General features: G+C 72.7%; 11 protein-coding genes. 6 read left to right on the top strand and 5 right to left on the bottom strand.

Features of this window, described 5'->3' with window-relative positions:
* The 3 genes from ACFYZE_RS13730 to mmuM all read left to right on the top strand — a co-directional run.
* Nucleotides 1–3,615, top strand: a 3,615-nt coding sequence (locus tag ACFYZE_RS13730; protein WP_388992207.1) for a HAMP domain-containing protein, incomplete at its 5' end; no start/stop codon positions are given.
* Between the two features lie 308 nt (nucleotides 3,616–3,923).
* Nucleotides 3,924–6,413, top strand: a complete 2,490-nt coding sequence (locus tag ACFYZE_RS13725; protein ID WP_388992436.1) for a SpoIIE family protein phosphatase — start codon at nucleotides 3,924–3,926, stop codon at nucleotides 6,411–6,413.
* 80 nt (nucleotides 6,414–6,493) lie between these two features.
* On the top strand, nucleotides 6,494–7,423 hold the full coding sequence (gene mmuM / locus ACFYZE_RS13720) for a homocysteine S-methyltransferase (protein WP_388992204.1): 930 nt from the start codon (nucleotides 6,494–6,496) through the stop codon (nucleotides 7,421–7,423).
* Nucleotides 7,424–7,442: 19 nt separating this feature from the next.
* Here mmuM and ACFYZE_RS13715 read toward each other — a convergent pair whose 3' ends face one another.
* Nucleotides 7,443–9,047, bottom strand: a complete 1,605-nt coding sequence (locus tag ACFYZE_RS13715; protein WP_388992201.1) for a carboxylesterase/lipase family protein — start codon at nucleotides 9,045–9,047, stop codon at nucleotides 7,443–7,445.
* Between the two features lie 179 nt (nucleotides 9,048–9,226).
* Between ACFYZE_RS13715 and ACFYZE_RS13710 the strand changes: the two genes are divergently transcribed.
* Nucleotides 9,227–10,261 carry a LacI family DNA-binding transcriptional regulator gene (locus ACFYZE_RS13710; RefSeq protein WP_388992198.1) on the top strand — a complete coding sequence of 345 codons (1,035 nt, stop codon included), beginning with the start codon at nucleotides 9,227–9,229 and terminating at the stop codon, nucleotides 10,259–10,261.
* 43 nt (nucleotides 10,262–10,304) lie between these two features.
* Here ACFYZE_RS13710 and ACFYZE_RS13705 read toward each other — a convergent pair whose 3' ends face one another.
* Nucleotides 10,305–10,778 carry a hypothetical protein gene (locus ACFYZE_RS13705; protein ID WP_388992195.1) on the bottom strand — a complete coding sequence of 158 codons (474 nt, stop codon included), beginning with the start codon at nucleotides 10,776–10,778 and terminating at the stop codon, nucleotides 10,305–10,307.
* 95 nt (nucleotides 10,779–10,873) lie between these two features.
* Nucleotides 10,874–11,533 carry a ThuA domain-containing protein gene (locus tag ACFYZE_RS13700; protein WP_388992193.1) on the bottom strand — a complete coding sequence of 220 codons (660 nt, stop codon included), beginning with the start codon at nucleotides 11,531–11,533 and terminating at the stop codon, nucleotides 10,874–10,876.
* A gap of 124 nt (nucleotides 11,534–11,657) precedes the next feature.
* On the opposite strand from ACFYZE_RS13700, the gene ACFYZE_RS13695 reads away from it, so the two are divergent.
* Nucleotides 11,658–12,059, top strand: coding sequence for a VOC family protein (locus ACFYZE_RS13695; RefSeq protein ID WP_388992189.1), 402 nt, complete (start codon nucleotides 11,658–11,660; stop codon nucleotides 12,057–12,059).
* Here ACFYZE_RS13695 and ACFYZE_RS13690 read toward each other — a convergent pair.
* Together ACFYZE_RS13690 and ACFYZE_RS13685 are read right to left on the bottom strand one after the other, a co-directional pair.
* Nucleotides 12,042–12,764, bottom strand: coding sequence for a helix-turn-helix domain-containing protein (locus ACFYZE_RS13690; protein ID WP_388992433.1), 723 nt, complete (start codon nucleotides 12,762–12,764; stop codon nucleotides 12,042–12,044). The two genes, ACFYZE_RS13695 and ACFYZE_RS13690, sit on opposite strands and share 18 nt — an antisense overlap.
* Nucleotides 12,765–12,777: 13 nt before the next feature.
* Nucleotides 12,778–13,926 carry a YihY/virulence factor BrkB family protein gene (locus tag ACFYZE_RS13685; protein WP_388992186.1) on the bottom strand — a complete coding sequence of 383 codons (1,149 nt, stop codon included), beginning with the start codon at nucleotides 13,924–13,926 and terminating at the stop codon, nucleotides 12,778–12,780.
* A gap of 119 nt (nucleotides 13,927–14,045) precedes the next feature.
* On the opposite strand from ACFYZE_RS13685, the gene ACFYZE_RS13680 reads away from it, so the two are divergent.
* On the top strand, nucleotides 14,046–15,680 hold the full coding sequence (locus tag ACFYZE_RS13680; RefSeq protein ID WP_388992183.1) for an acyl-CoA dehydrogenase family protein: 1,635 nt from the start codon (nucleotides 14,046–14,048) through the stop codon (nucleotides 15,678–15,680).
* The last annotated feature ends 55 nt before the right edge of the window (nucleotides 15,681–15,735 follow it).

Raw genomic sequence — 15,735 nt, 5'->3', positions numbered from 1 at the left:
ATCACCGTCGACGCCCGCGGCGAGATCCTCGAACTGAAGAACACCATCAACACGATGGTCGACCAGCTCTCCGCCTTCGCCGACGAGGTCACCCGCGTCGCCCGCGAAGTGGGCACCGAGGGACGCCTCGGCGGCCAGGCGGACGTCAAGGGCGTCAAGGGCACCTGGCGCGACCTCACCGACTCCGTCAACTTCATGGCGGGCAACCTCACCTCTCAGGTCCGCAACGTCGCCCAGGTGGCCACCGCGGTCGCCCAGGGCGACCTCTCCCAGAAGATCACCGTCGACGCCCGCGGCGAGATCCTCGAACTGAAGAACACCATCAACACGATGGTCGACCAGCTCTCCGCCTTCGCCGACGAGGTCACCCGTGTCGCCCGCGAGGTCGGCACCGAGGGCAACCTGGGCGGCCAGGCCATCGTCCGGGGTGTGTCGGGGACCTGGAAGGACCTGACGGACAACGTCAATGTGATGGCGTCCAACCTGACCGGCCAGGTCCGCTCGATCGCCCAGGTCGCCACGGCCGTGGCACGCGGCGACCTGTCGCAGAAGATCACGGTCGAGGCCAAGGGCGAGGTCGCGGCCCTGGCGGACGTCATCAACACGATGGTCGACACCCTGTCGGCGTTCGCCGACGAGGTCACCCGTGTCGCCCGCGAGGTCGGCACCGAGGGACGTCTCGGGGGTCAGGCCAACGTGCCGAACGTGGCGGGCACGTGGAAGGACCTCACGGACAACGTCAACTCGATGGCCAACAACCTGACCGGCCAGGTGCGCAACATCGCCCTGGTGACGACGGCGGTGGCGGGCGGCGACCTGTCGAAGAAGATCGACGTCGACGCCCGCGGCGAGATCCTGGAGCTCAAGACCACCATCAACACGATGGTCGACCAGCTGTCGTCGTTCGCCGCGGAGGTCACCCGTGTCGCCCGCGAGGTCGGCAGCGAGGGCCGGCTCGGCGGCCAGGCCGAGGTGGAGGGCGTCGAGGGCACCTGGAAGCGGCTGACGGAGAACGTCAACGAACTGGCCGGGAACCTGACCCGGCAGGTCCGCGCGATCGCCGAGGTCGCGAGCGCCGTCGCCGAGGGAGACCTGACCCGCTCCATCACCGTGGAGGCGTCGGGCGAGGTCGCCGAACTCAAGGACAACATCAACTCCATGGTCGAGTCCCTGCGCGAGACCACGCGGGCCAACCAGGAGCAGGACTGGCTCAAGACCAACCTGGCCCGGATCTCCGGCCTGATGCAGGGCCACCGCGATCTGCCCGTCGTCGCCGAGCTGATCATGGACGAGCTGACACCGCTGGTCGAGGCCCAGTACGGCGCCTTCTACCTCGCGGAGGACACCGAGCGCGGCCCCGAACTGCGGCTGGTGGGCTCGTACGGCTATCCCGACGACGAGGAGCGCCCCGCTCGCATCCCCTTCGGCCGCTCGCTGGTCGGACAGGCTGCGCGGGGCCGCCGCGCCATCGGCGTCGAGGAGCTGCCGCCGGGCTATGTGACCATCTCCTCGGGGCTCGGGCAGACGGTGCCGAGGGCCCTGGTCGTGCTTCCCATCGTGGTCGAGGACCAGGTCCTCGGCGTCATCGAGCTGGCCTCCGTCACCCGGTTCACCCAGATCCACCAGGACTTCCTGGCACAGCTGATGCCGACCATCGGCGTCAACCTCAACACCATCGTGGCCAACGCCCGCACCGACGAGCTCCTCGAGGAGTCCCAGCGGCTGACCGCCGAACTGCAGGCCCGCTCGGAGGAGTTGCAGGTCCAGCAGGAGGAACTGCAGCGCTCCAACGCCGAGCTGGAGGAGAAGGCCTCGCTGCTGGCCTCGCAGAACCGCGACATCGAGGCCAAGAACCTCCAGATCGAGCAGGCACGGCAGGAACTGGAGACCCGCGCCCAGGAGCTGGCGCTGGCCTCGAAGTACAAGTCGGAGTTCCTGGCCAACATGAGCCATGAGCTGCGCACCCCGCTGAACAGCCTGCTGATCCTCGCCCAGCTTCTGGCACAGAACCCCTCGCGCAACCTCACGCCCAAGCAGGTCGAGTACGCGGGCATCATCCACTCGGCGGGCTCGGACCTGCTCCAGCTGATCAACGACATCCTCGATCTGTCGAAGGTCGAGGCCGGCAAGATGGACGTCGCTCCCGAACGCGTCCCGCTGCGGAAGCTGCTGGAGTACGTCGAGGCGACGTTCCGGCCGATGACGACGCAGAAGAGCCTGGACTTCACGGTGACCACCGCGCCGGGCGCACCCGCCGACCTGCTCACCGACGACTCCCGGCTGCGTCAGATCCTGCGCAACCTGCTGTCGAACGCGGTCAAGTTCACCGAGCAGGGAAGCGTCGAGCTGCGCATCGAACCCGCCGCCGACCGGGAGGTGCCCGCGGGCGTCCACCGCGGCGGCCCCGTCGTGGCCTTCCGGGTGAAGGACACCGGCATCGGCATCCCCGAGCAGCAACTGGAGACGATCTTCGGGGCGTTCCAGCAGGCGGACGGGACGACGAGCCGCAAGTACGGCGGCACCGGCCTCGGCCTGTCCATCACCCGGGAGATCGCCCATCTGCTCGGCGGTGCCGTCACGGTCGACAGCACTCCCGGCCTGGGCAGCACGTTCACGCTCTACCTGCCCGTCGCACGCGCCGACTTCGAGGAACTGGCGGCCGGCGGCGGCCGGCCGGCGGAACAGCCGCAGGAGACGGTTCCCTCCGAGGCGGTGCCGGCGCCGCTCGCGGCCGCCGGCCCGAAGCAGACGCTCGGGCAGCGCAGACGCCGCCTGCTGGTCGTCGAGGAGCGTCCACGCGGTCTGCTCACCCTCGTCGCGGAGAGCGCGGTCGCGGACATCGCGCAGGACGGCGGCGATCCGCGCGGGGCGATCGACATCATCACCGCCGCGGGGGCGCAGGAGGCGGCGAGCGCGCTGGCCGCGGAACCCTGCCACTGTGTCGTCCTCGAACTCGGCATGCCGGACGACGAGGGCGCGCGCTTCCTCGACGCCATGCAGGGCGACTCCGCGCTGGCCAGTGTGCCGGTGCTCGTCCACACGGGGCACCGCGTGGACCTGGCCCAGGAGCAGTCCCTGCGGTCCCGTGCGGGGGGCCGGCCGCTGGACTTCCTGTCCAGCCTGGACGAACTGCGCGAACGCATCACACTGCACCTGTCCGCCGAGGAACCCGGAGACGTACTGTCGCTGGTCCGCGCCGAGGAACCGCAGTACGCGGCCGCGCAGCCCGTGGACGACACCTTCCTCGGCCGCAAGGTGCTCGTGGTCGACGACGACGCGCGCAACCTCTTCGCGCTCAGCGGCATCCTCGAACTCCACGGCTTCCAGGTCCTGCACGCGGACAACGGCCGCAAGGGCATCGAGATGCTGCTCGCCCACCCGGACATCGCGCTGGTCCTGATGGACGTGATGATGCCGGAGATGGACGGGTACGCCGCCACCGCCGAGATCCGCACCATGCCGCAGTACGCGGACCTGCCGATCATCGCCGTCACGGCGAAGGCGATGCCGGGCGACCAGGAGAAGAGCCTCGCATCCGGCGCGAACGACTACGTGACCAAACCCGTCGACACCAACGACCTCATCGCCCGCGTCCGACGCTGGCTGCCCGCCTGAGGAAGGGACGCACCCACCGTGCGCACCAACCGACCGGGCGCCGACCGGCGCCGTCCCAGCCGAGGAACAGGCCAACCGTGAGCAATCTCCAGCAACCGCCCGAGCCGGAGGGTGTACGCGCTCCGGCCGGTGAACAGGCCACCACCGAGCCCCCGGGCGGGAGCCCGGCCGCCACCGAGCCGCGGGACGGGAGCCCGGCCGCCGAGCCGCTCGGCCGGACGGCCGCAACCGCCGAGCCGTCCGGTCCGACGGCGGCGGGTACCGGGCCCGTGGCCGAGCCGCCGGCCGGCCCCGATCCGCTCGGCCATATGGCCGCAACCGCCGAGCCGCTCGGTCCGACGACAGCGGGTACCGGGCCCGTGGCCGAGCCGCCGGCCGGCCCCGATCCGGTCGGCGGTCACCCGGCCGAGGCCGCCGACGAGGACGGGCGCGGGCAGACGTCCCCTGTCGGCAGACTCGCCGCGACCGTGGAACGGCTGCGTCGCGAGGTCCGCGCGGCGCAGGCCGAGGCGGACGGGCGTGCCCTGATCGAACTGGCCAAGGGCATCCTGGTCGAGCGGCTGGGATGCGGGCCGGCGCAGGCCGCCAGGCAACTCGCCGAGCTGGCCAAACAGGCAGGTGCGACCCCGCTCGAGTTCGCCGTCGAGGTCATCAACCAGGCCTCGCGTGACCGGCTCTCCGAGGTGGCCACCGCCTTCCTGGCGATGACGACCGGCTCCGCGGACTCGGCGGCCTCCGACGAGGAGGGCGGCCCGCCTGCGCACCTCTCTTCCGTCGTGCGGCTGCGCGCCGCCGAGAGCGCTGCGCTGGCCGCCCACGACACCCAGGCCGTCGCCGACTCCCTGCTGGAGCACGCCCTGACCCCGCTCGGCGCCGTTGCCGTGGCCATCTGGGCCGTGGGCTCCGACGGTTCCCTCAGCCTCGCGGGCAGTGCCGGGTTCTCATCGGCGGAGGCGGGACGCTGGCGGTATGTGCCCCCGGGCGTGGCGACCGTCGCTCGCCGCGGTCTGGCCGAGCGCGCGGGGCACTGGATCGGCTCCCTGTCCGAGACCGGCCTGCCCTCCATCGGTCAGCACCTCCACCCGGACGGCGGCAGGGTCGCCGTTCCGGCCGGTACCGGCGGGCGGATCCACGGAGTGCTGGAGATCGTCTGGCCCTCGCCGCTGGGACCGCAGCCACCGCGGATCGTCCGTCAGGTCGAGGCCCTGGCCGAGCTGTGCGCCCACACGCTGGAGACCTACGCCGTGCAGTACCCCGACGGCGTCCCGAGGCCCGGGGTCCTGCCGCACGTCGCCGAGCTGATGGACCTGGCCGACGGGCTCCACGACCCCGCCCTGGTGCTCGTGCCGCACCTGGACGACGGCGGGGAGCTCGTCGACTTCCGCATCCAGCATGTGAACAGCCGCTTCCTCGACCCGGCCGGCCGGCCGCGCGGCGTCGTCAACGGTGCCCTCCTGCTGGAGGCGTACCCGCTGGCCGCCGGCGAGAGCGAACTGTTCGACCGGATCGAGCGCGTGTACGCCACCGGGGAGCCGTTCCGCGCCCACCGGATGAGGCTCACCGCCCTGGTGGACGACGTCCCGCTGGCTGCGGTCGCCGACATCCACATCAGCCGGCACGCCGGCAGCGTCCTGCTCATCTGGCGCGTCGAGGACGAGACGGCGCGCCTGGCGAGCCTGCTCCAGCACGCCCAGCGCCTCGGCCGGATCGGCGGCTTCGAGGAGAACCTGCTCACCGGCGAGATCACCTGGAACGGGCAGCTGTACAGCCTCTACGGCAGACCCACCTCGAGCGCCCCGGTTCCGCTGGAGAACCTGCCCGCGCACGCCCATCCCGACGACGCCGTCGCCATCGGCAGGTTCCTGCGCACCCTGCTCCACCACCGGCGTCCCGCGTCCACGGCCTTCCGTCTGCAGCGCCCCGACGGGGTGACGCGCCACATCCGGGTGGCGGCCGAGCCGGTGCTCGACTCCGACGGCCGGTTGTTCGTCGTCCGCGGCGCCTACCAGGACATCTCCGCCCACCACTGGACGGAGGTCGCGCTCGCCGCCACCCGTGACCAGCTCGCCCACACCGAGCAGCAGGCGAGCGAACGCAACCGGCTCACCCTCCAGCTCCAGCACGCGATCATGCCCCCGGCACAGGCCCCGCTGGAGGCTCCCGGCCTGCAGGTGGCCGTACGCTACCGGCCCGCGGAGACGGAACAGCTGGTCGGCGGCGACTGGTACGACGCGGTCCTGCTGCCGTCCGAGCTGGTGCTGCTGTGCGTGGGCGACGTGGCCGGACACGGCATAGAGGCGGCCACCAGCATGGTCGTGCTGCGCAACGCGCTGCGGGGGCTCGCCGTGACCGGCGCCGGCCCCGGCCAGTTGCTGTCCTGGCTCAACATGGTGGCCCACCATCTGACCGGCGCGGTCACCGCCACGGCGGTCTGCGGCCTGTACGACCCGACCCGCCACACCCTGCGGTGGGCCAGGGCCGGCCATTTGCCGCCGGTCCTGGTGCGGGGCGCCGAGGCGGCGCCGCTGCCCCTGGTCAAGGGGCTGCTGCTGGGCGCCGTGCCCGAGGCGACGTACGAGGAGCACGAGGTCCAGCTGGCCGTCGACGACACCCTGCTGATGTACACGGACGGCCTGATCGAACGCCGTGACCGTTCCGTGGAGGAGTCGCTGGCGCAGCTGCTGACGGCCGCGCGCACCGCGTCTCCGACGCTGGACCAGCAGCTGGACCGCCTGCTCACCTACAGCAAGTCGGACACGGACGACGACACCTGCATCGTGGGCATCCGCGTGGCCTGACGGGTGCGCGACGGGCGTCCGGGATGCCCACGTACCGGACGGCGCCGGGTGTCCGCCCGCCCGTGGACTAGCGTCATGTCATGACCAGCAACACCACTCGCACCCTCGCCGGGGCGCTGGCCGCCAAGACCCTCGTCCTGGACGGCGGCATGTCGAACCAGCTCGAGTCGGCCGGCCACGACCTGAGCGACGAGCTGTGGTCGGCGCGGCTGCTCGCGGAGCGGCCGCAGGCGATCACGGAGGCGCACCTGGCGTACTACGAGGCGGGCGCCGACGTGGCGATCACGTCCAGCTACCAGGCGACGTTCGAGGGCTTCGCGAAGCGCGGCATCGACCGCGACCGAGCGGCCGCACTCCTCTCCCTCAGCGTCGAACTGGCCCGTGAAGCGGCAGCGCAGGCACGGGAGAAGGGCGTCACACGTCCACTGTGGGTGGCGGCGTCCGTCGGCCCGTACGGGGCGATGCTCGCGGACGGCTCCGAGTACCGGGGCCGCTACGGCCTCGCGGTCGCCGAACTGGAGGCCTTCCACCGACCGCGCCTCGAGGTGCTGGCGGCGGCCGGTCCCGACGTCCTGGCGCTGGAGACGATCCCGGACACGGACGAGGCCACCGCACTCCTGCGGGCGGTGCGCGGCCTGGGCGTTCCCGCCTGGCTGTCGTACAGCGTCTCCGGCGACCGCACGCGCGCGGGCCAGCCCCTTGAGGAGGCTTTCGCCCTGGCCGCCGAGGCGGATGAGGTGATCGCGGTGGGCGTGAACTGCTGCGCGCCCGAGGATGTGGACGGCGCGATCGCGACGGCGGCACGGGTCACCGGCAAGCCGGTGGTGGTCTACCCCAACAGCGGCGAGTCCTGGGACGCCGAGGCCCGAGCATGGGACGGCCGCTCGACGTTCACCGCGTCGGAGGTCGCGGGGTGGCGAGACGCGGGGGCGCGGCTGATCGGGGGCTGCTGCCGGGTGGGGCCGGAGGCCATCGGGGGGATCGCGACAGCGTTGGGGGCGGGCGCCTGACACCGGTGCGCGGCGCACGTCACTGCCGCCCCGCCCCGCCCGGACGCCGCAGTCGCCGTACCACCGATTGCGGCACCGCGCCCCGCCGTACCGCCCCGTTTCCCTGTGCGGGGGTCGGCTCCGGGCGGGTGCGGGCCGCCTCCCACAGCGTCATCTCCGTGTCGCGGGGGCCGTACGCGACCGGCTCCCCGTCCCCGCCGAAGATCCGCACCGGGTGCCTGGCGTCCCACGCCGGCCAGCCAGGGTCGCCGTCCGTCGCGAAACGCACCCATGCCCCGTGCATCTCGCGGGCCAGTGCGCGCGGGGCGTTCGGCCCCGCCAGTTTCGCCGACTCCGGGACCTCCGCGCTGTCGAAGACGAAGCCCAGCTCCAGGGCGTGGCAGGCGCCCAGGCCGGGACGGTTGGAGCGCCAGGCGAACTCGTAGACGTACGTGGGCGCGTGGTCGGCCCGGGAGTCGGCCAGGCGGTGCAGGGGGTGGCGGAGCAGGTGGTCCGTCACCATCTGGCCCACGACGTCGGAGACGGGCGCGTCGGGGTGGGCGGTGCGGTAGCCGCGCGGAACCTCGGGGCCGCAGTGGCAGCGGGCCATCGCGCCGGCCACGGCGACCGGGCCCAGGCGGTCGATGCGTTCGGTCAGACCGGTGGGGGCCAGCCAGAGGCGGTACTCCTCGCTGGTCCAGCCCATCAGCAGGGGTACGTCGCGGGCAGCGTCCTCCAGCAGCGCCTCCAGCGGGTCGCGCGGTACCAGGTCGCCGTCCACGACGATCCCGAAGGCGGGGCCGCCGAGGATCGGGCTCGACCGGCGGCCCACCTCCGCCTGCGCCTCGGCCAGCACCGTGCGGTCCACCGCGGCGAACGCCGCCGCCGTCGCCGGCACCTTCAGCCTCGCCGCCATGCGCCGCACCAGGCGCCGTACCTTCTCCCGTTCCGTGGCCTCCGGCGGCCCGCTCTGCAGCACCGCCCGACCGAACAGCCCCCGGGCGCGTGGACTCGCCAGCAGCGCGCCGATGCTGATCGCGCCCGCGGACTCGCCGAACACGGTCACCCGGTCGGGGTCGCCGCCGAACTCCGCGACGGACTCGTGCACCCACTCCAGCGCGGCGAGCTGGTCGCGCAGCCCGGGGTTGGGCGGAGCGTCCGGGAAGAGGCCGTAACCCTCCACTCCCAGGCGGTAGTTGAAGGTGACCAGGACCACGCCGTCACGGGCGAAGGCGCTGCCGTCGTACACCGGCACGGCCGACGAGCCCCGGGTCAGGGCGCCGCCGTGGATCCACACCATCACCGGCAGCCGGGCCCCGGCAACCGGGCCGGGCGTCCACACGTTGAGGTTCAGGCAGTCGTCCCCGGCGACCACCGGGTCGGACAGATAGCGGGCGAAGGCCTCCGAGTACGGCGGTTTCGGCGGCGTCGGCCCGAACGCGCCCGCGTCGCGCACCCCGTCCCACGGCTCGGGCGGCACCGGCGGGCGGAAGCGGCGGGGGCCGAAGGGCGGGGCGGCGTACGGGATGCCGCGGAAGACGGCGACCCCGTGCTCGTACCGGCCGCGCACGGCCCCGTAGGGGGTGCGGACCACGGGGTCCGAAGGGTGCGCCGGGTTCGGGGTCACGTCGTCCACAGGGTCCATCCGGCCTCTCCTCACCGCAGGGGCTGCCCACATCACATGACTTCCCCCGTTCGCGACGCCGCGCATCCGGTGTCTTCCACAGCAACTCACCACGGCCTTAATGTAGAAAGCGCTTGCCATGAGTGGTTGCCGTCAACGGAGTTCCAGGGCCCTCGGGACGGGGCCGGAGAGGCGGGCCCATGGTGCGTACCGCAGGCGCGGCCGGACCGACCCTCGCGGTCGTCGCACGCGAGGCCGGTGTCTCGGTGCCGACGGCGTCCAAGGTGGTCAACGGCCGCGAGGACGTGGCACCCGAGACCCGCCGCCGTGTCACCGAGGCGCTCGACCGGCTCGGTTACGTTCGAAGACCCCGCTTCGAGGCCGACAAGCCGCCCGCTCTCATCGACCTGGTGGTGCACTCGCTGGAGAGCTCCTGGTCGGGGGCGATCCTGCACGGCGTGACGGAGGCCGCACACGACGCGGGCCTCGAGGTGGTGGTCTCCACGGGCCTGAACCGCACCCGGGACGGGCGCCCGGAGCGCGGCTGGCTCGACAAGCTGTCGGCGCGCGGCTCCGCCGGCGTCCTGTTCAACCTCGCCGAACTGACCCCCTCCCAGTACGCCTGGCTTGACCAGCACCGCGTTCCCTACGTCCTCATCGACCCGGTGCTGGAGCCGCCCCCGGGTGCGGTGTCGGTGGGCGCCGCCGACTGGCAGGGCGGGGTGGCCGCCACCGAGCACCTGCTGAACCTCGGCCACGAGCGGATCGCGGTCATCGGCGGCTGCCGGCGCAAGCTGTGCAGCGGCGCACGGGTCGCCGGGTACCGCTCGGCGCTGTCCGCGGCGGGCATCGCGTACCGGCCCGAGTACGTGCGCCACGGCAACTTCGACGAGGCGACCGCCCGCCGGCGCACGCTGCAACTGCTGGACCTGCCCGAGCCGCCGACGGCCGTCTTCGCCTGCTCGGACCGGATGGCGCTCGGGGTGTGCGCGGCGCTCGCGGAGCGGGGGCTTCGGGTGCCGGACGACGTCAGCGTCGTCGGCTTCGACGATCTGCCGGAGGCGCGGTGGGCGACACCCCCGCTGACGACCGTTCGGCAGCCGCTCGGGGAGATGGCCGCGACGGCACTCCGGCTGCTGGTGCGCATGATGGCCGGCGCACGACCGGAGGGCACCCGCACCGAACTGTCGACACGCCTGGTGGAACGGGCCAGCACGGCGCCACCGCCCCGCTGACCGGCGACGGCACGTCGCCCTCCACGCTCCTCCGCCGGTACGGTCAGTCGCCCGAGTACCCGAATATGCCCAGGTGGGTCGGCTCGTCGCCCGTGTACAGGACGATGTACACGCCGGTCCAGCGCATGCGGCATTCGTCGAACAGTGTCTCCACGGCGTCGGGCCCGAACCTGCGGGTCGTACGTGCCTGGGCGAGCAGTTCCTCGAAGCGGCCCGGCGTCGGGCGATCGGTGCCGAAGTGATGCACGACGCGATCGGGCGCCAGCGGGCGCAGCGTTCCGTAGTCCCGGATGTTGTACGACGACGGGGCGGCCGTGGTGTGGACGACACGGTCGATGTCGAGGATGGAGTGGGTTCCCTCACTCATGAACTCCTCGTCGTCCCACAGCTCCTCAAGGCTCCGGTATGTGCCTGCGTCGCCGTAGTCCTCCTGGAAGACCCGCGCTTGCAGGGCCTCCAACGACTTCTCGACCGTGCCCTCGTAGGGAGTGACGTACTCCCACTCGCTCGCGCCCACAGCAGCCCCTCCCGGCGTCGGACCTCTCGACTCGGCGCCACCTTAGGGCGGGGCACTGACACTGGGCGCGAGTGCGCGCGGGCACGCCCGGCGGCCTACGCCTCCCACCCGGCCGCCCAGCGGATGCCGCCCAGGAGGTGGGCGCGGAAGTCGGGGTCCTCGTACGCCTCGGAGGCGTGTCCGAGCGCCGTGTAGAAGACCCGGGCCGCGCCCTGCTCACGGCACCAGGCGAGCGGATGGTCGGCGCCCATCCCGCCGCCCTCGTACGACGACTCGTCGGCGGAGACCAGCACCCTGACCGCATCACGCGGATTGGTACGGAAGTCGTACCACTCGTCCGTGAACTCCCAGACGGCGGGCAGGTGCCGCGTCGCCGGATGACCGCGGTCCTCGACGACGGCCTTGCCCGGCTGGTACGCGGGGTGCCGGTCGAACCAGGCGCCCAGCAGTTCACCGTAGTACGGCCAGTCGTACTCGGTGCAGGCGGCCGCGTGCACGCCGACGAAACCGCCGCCGTCCCGCAGGTACGCCGTCAACTGTTCCCGTCCGGCCGGGGTCAGCACCTCACCGCTGGTGGAGAGGAAGACGACCGCGCCGTACGCGCCGAGGGGAGTCTCGAAGACCCCCGGGTCCTCCGTGGCGTCGACCTCGAAACCGTGCGCGGCCCCGAGGTCGCGTACGGAGGCGACGGCGTCAGGGATGGAGTCGTGGCGGTAGGCGGTGGTGCGGGAGCACACGAGGACGCGGAACGGCATGGCACCGAGCCTAGGCGTGCTGCGGGGCCGTCCCAACGGCAGGCGAGCACCGAAACTTTCGGCCTCCGGGTCCCTGTCCGATTCCTTCAAGACCCGCCCCCGATCGCCCGCCTAGCGTGGCCGCATGACTCCACGATTCGATGTGATCGGCCTGGTGGTCTCCGACCTGGCCGCCTCCCTCGCCTTCTACCGTCGCCTCGGACTCGTCTTCCCGGAGGGCGCCGAGGAGCTGCCGCACGTCGAGGCGGAACTGCCCGGTGGGCTGCGGTTCGCGCTGGATCCCGAGGAGACCGTGCGGTCCTTCCACCCCGGGTGGCGGCCGCCCGCCGGCGGCGGACGCGTCTCGCTCGCCTTCCGGTGCGGCTCCCCCGCCGAGGTGGACGGCCTCTACGAGGACCTGGTGGGCGCGGGTCACCACGGCGAGCTCAAGCCGTGGGACGCGGTGTGGGGGATGCGGTACGCGGTCGTGCACGACCCCGACGGCAACGGGGTGGACCTGTTCGCGGACCTATCCCCGCGCGAGTAGGTCCGTGAGCGGCATTCCCGCCAGCTCCCGCACGTCCCGGGCCAGATGCGCCTGGTCGGCGAAGCCCGCGCGGGCCGCGGTCTCGGCGAAGGGCACCCCCGAGCGGGCCAGCGCGAGGGCGCGCTGCAGTCGCAGCACGCGGGCCAGGGTCTTCGGGCCGTAGCCGAACGCGGCGAGCGAGCGGCGGTGCAGCTGCCGGGCGCTGAGGCCCAGTCGGTCGGCGGTGGCGGCGACCGGGCGGCCCGAGTCGAGCGCCGCGACCAGCGCGCCCAGCAGCGGGTCGGGAGCCGGGACGCGGGCGGCACGCTCCAGGGCGATCTCCTCCAGCGCCGTCGCCGGGTCGGCGGCGGCGTCCACGCGGCCGCCGACCCGGCGCACCTCGGCCGCGGGCCACAGGTCGGCCAGTTCGACGCGCCGGTCGCGCAGTTCCTGGGCGGGGACGCCCAGGTAGGCGGGTGCGGTGCCGGGGTAAAAACGGACGCCGGCCCAGCGGGCGGGCGGGCCCTGCGGGCGGTACGCACGCGTGTCGGGGCCGGCGACCAGGAGCCGGCCCTCGGTCCACAGCAGGTCCATGCAGCCGTCGGGCAGCACCGGCCGTCCGCTGGTGGAGGGCAGGTTGGTCCACACGACGGCGCCCGTGAGCCGGGACGCCCGCTCGGCGTACCCGGCGGTCGCCGATCCTCGGTCGACAGCCACGCCCGTCAGGCTATGCCCGCGCTCAGTCCGCAGGTCCCTCCTTCTTCTGCGGGTGGATCTGGCCGCTGCGCACCTGCGTGCGCAGGCGGGAGGTGACGTCCTCCGGGGGCAGGAAGCGGGACCACCGTTCGGGGAACTCCGACGGCATGTCCGGGTCGTCGGGGTCGGCCACGCGGGCCGCGGCGGCGCGGGCCACGTACTCGGCGGCCTGCTCCTCACGCAGCCGCTCGTTCGCCTCGCGGGCCGCCGCCGTCGCCGCGGCGGGCCACACGCGGTCGATCGCGGCGTTGACGGCGGCACCCACCAGGACGGCGAAGGCGGACACGCCGATCCACAGCAGGACGGCCACGGGGGCGGCCAGCGACCCGTAGATCGTGGGGCCCTCGACCGTGTGCGTCAGGTAGATGCGCAGCAGGAAGCTGCCCAGCACCCACATCGCGAGGGCCACCAGAGCGCCGGGCACGTCCTCCACCCACGGTGACCGCACGGGGACGGACACGTGGTAGAGCGTGGTCAGGAACACGATCGACAGGACGATGACCACCGGCCAGTACAGGACCTGCACCACGGTCGTGGACCACGGCACGATGTTCACCACCGCGTCCGGACCCGCCACCATCAGCGGCAGCGCCACCGAGCCGATCAGCAGCGCCACGATGAACAGCACGAACGCCAGCAGCCGGGTCTTCACGATGCCCCGGGTGCCGTCGAGCCCGTACATCACCGTGATCGTGTCGATGAAGACGTTCACCGCACGGGAGCCGGACCACAGGGCGAAGACGAAGCCGATGGAGACGACGTCGGGCCGGCCGGCCTTGAGCACGTCGTGCAGGATCGGCTGGGCGATCTCCTTGACACCCCGGTCGGACAGCACCGTGCGGGACGCGTCCAGGATGTTGTTCTGCAGGCTCTGGATGGTGTCGGTCCCGGTCCAGTGGTCGACGTAGCCGAGCAGTCCGACCAGGCACAACAGCAGCGGCGGTACGGAGAGCAGGGTGAAGAAGGCCGCCTCGGCGGCCAGCCCCAGGACGCGGTACTCCATGCACGAGTTGACGATGTCCTTCAGCAGCAGCCAGGCGGTCCTGCGCTTGGAGACGTTCCGGTAGAGGGCACGCGCCCGGTGGAGCCGGCCGGAGGGCCGCTCGGAGGTATCACTTGCTGCTGACTGCACGCCTTAACGGTATCCGCCGCCCGGGCCCCCACTCACCCCGCAGTGCTGCGGGGTCCGGTGTGGCGCATCCCGTCGGCGATACGGGTGACCGATCGCGTACCGAGGGGTAGGTTCGCTGCATGGCAGCCAGCACGCACACCGTGACCAATCAGGCTCCGCCGCTGGTCGGATATGACGTCTTCGCCGCTGACCGCGCCCTCGTGGAGGCCGTCGAGCGGCATCTCGACCCCGCGCTCCTGGACGAGGTGCGCGCCGAGCTGTCGGGGCTCGGGCTCAGCGCGGGCTCCGCGCAGGTGCAGGAGTGGGGGGCGCAGGCCAACGAGAACCCACCCAAGCTGCGGACCCACGACCGCTACGGCAACCGCATCGACGAGGTGGAGTTCCACCCCTCCTGGCACCGCCTCCTCGGCAAGGGCGTCGCCGCGGGACTGACCGCGGCCTGGTCGCGGCCGGGCGGGCATGTGCGCCGGGCGGCGTCGTTCGTGATCTGGAGCCAGGTGGAGGCGGGCCACGGCTGCCCGCTGTCGATGACCCACGCCGCCGTGCCCGCGCTGCGCACGGATCCCGTCCTCTCCGCCGAGTGGGAGCCCCGGCTGACCTCCCTGGTCTACGACCGGGGGCTGCGCCCGGCCGCCGAGAAGGCCGGCGTGATCTTCGGGATGGGCATGACGGAGAAGCAGGGCGGCAGCGACGTACGTGCCAACACGACCGCTGCCCGGCCGCTCGCCGAGGACGGGACGTACGAGCTGACGGGCCACAAGTGGTTCTGCTCGGCGCCCATGTCGGACGGGTTCCTGGTACTGGGTCAGGCCCCGGGCGGGCTGACCTGCTTCCTGGTGCCGCGGGTGCTCGAGGACGGCACGCGGAACGTGTTCATGATCCAGCGGCTGAAGGACAAGCTCGGCAACCGCTCCAACGCCTCCAGCGAGGTGGAGTTCGACGGCACCTGGGCGCGCCGGGTCGGCGAGGAGGGGCGCGGGGTGCGCACCATCATCGAGATGGTGGCGGCGACCCGGCTCGACTGCGTCCTCGGCTCGGCGTCTCTGATGCGGCAGGCGGTGGTGCAGGCGATCCACCACTGCACCTACCGGGAGGCGTTCGGCGGGCGGCTCCTGGACAAGCCGCTGATGCGCAACGTGCTCGCGGATCTGGCCCTGGAGTCGGAGGCGGCGACGGCGCTGGGGCTGCGGCTGGCGGCGGCGTACGACGAGGGGAGCGAGCGGGAGCGGGCGTTCCTCAGGCTCGCGGTGCCGGCCGCCAAGTACTGGGTGACCAAGCGGTGCACGCCGGTGGTGACGGAGGCCGCCGAATGCCTCGGCGGCAACGGCTACGTCGAGGAGTCCGGCATGCCCCGGCTGCTGCGCGAGTCGCCGCTGAACTCCATCTGGGAGGGCGCGGGCAATGTGCAGGCGCTCGACGTGCTGCGCGCGCTCCAGCGTGAGCCGCACGCCCTGGACGCCTTCCTCCAGGAGGTGGGCCGGGCGCGCGGCGCGGACCACCGTCTGGACGGCGCGATCAAGAACCTGCTCACCGAACTCGCCGACCTGGAGGGCATCGAGGCCCGGGCGCGCCGTCTGGTGGAGCGGATCGCGCTGGTGCTTCAGGGGGCGCTTCTCGTGCGGTACGCGCCCCCGGAGGTCGCGGACGCCTTCTGTGCCTCGCGCCTGGGCGGCGACTGGGGCGCGGCGTTCGGCACCCTGCCGCACACCCTGGATCTGGCCACGGTGGTGGAGCGGGCGCGGCCGGTCGCCTGAGGTACTCCGGCCACAGGACCATAGGGATCGATGGCGGCGGGGGTGGTGCTGCGCC

Source organism: Streptomyces sp. NPDC001796 (assembly GCF_042892355.1).
GTDB lineage: Bacteria > Actinomycetota > Actinomycetes > Streptomycetales > Streptomycetaceae > Streptomyces.
This window is presented reverse-complemented; position numbering and strand designations above follow the sequence as displayed.

What these genes read in the sequence shown, in the direction of transcription:
- ACFYZE_RS13725 (WP_388992436.1), top strand. Translation starts at nt 3,924, where the DNA reads ATGGCCGCAACCGCCGAGCCGCTCGGTCCGACGACAGCGGGTACCGGG.
- mmuM (WP_388992204.1), top strand. Translation starts at nt 6,494, where the DNA reads ATGACCAGCAACACCACTCGCACCCTCGCCGGGGCGCTGGCCGCCAAG.
- ACFYZE_RS13715 (WP_388992201.1), bottom strand. Translation starts at nt 9,047, where the DNA reads ATGGACCCTGTGGACGACGTGACCCCGAACCCGGCGCACCCTTCGGAC.
- ACFYZE_RS13710 (WP_388992198.1), top strand. Translation starts at nt 9,227, where the DNA reads ATGGTGCGTACCGCAGGCGCGGCCGGACCGACCCTCGCGGTCGTCGCA.
- ACFYZE_RS13700 (WP_388992193.1), bottom strand. Translation starts at nt 11,533, where the DNA reads ATGCCGTTCCGCGTCCTCGTGTGCTCCCGCACCACCGCCTACCGCCAC.
- ACFYZE_RS13695 (WP_388992189.1), top strand. Translation starts at nt 11,658, where the DNA reads ATGACTCCACGATTCGATGTGATCGGCCTGGTGGTCTCCGACCTGGCC.
- ACFYZE_RS13680 (WP_388992183.1), top strand. Translation starts at nt 14,046, where the DNA reads ATGGCAGCCAGCACGCACACCGTGACCAATCAGGCTCCGCCGCTGGTC.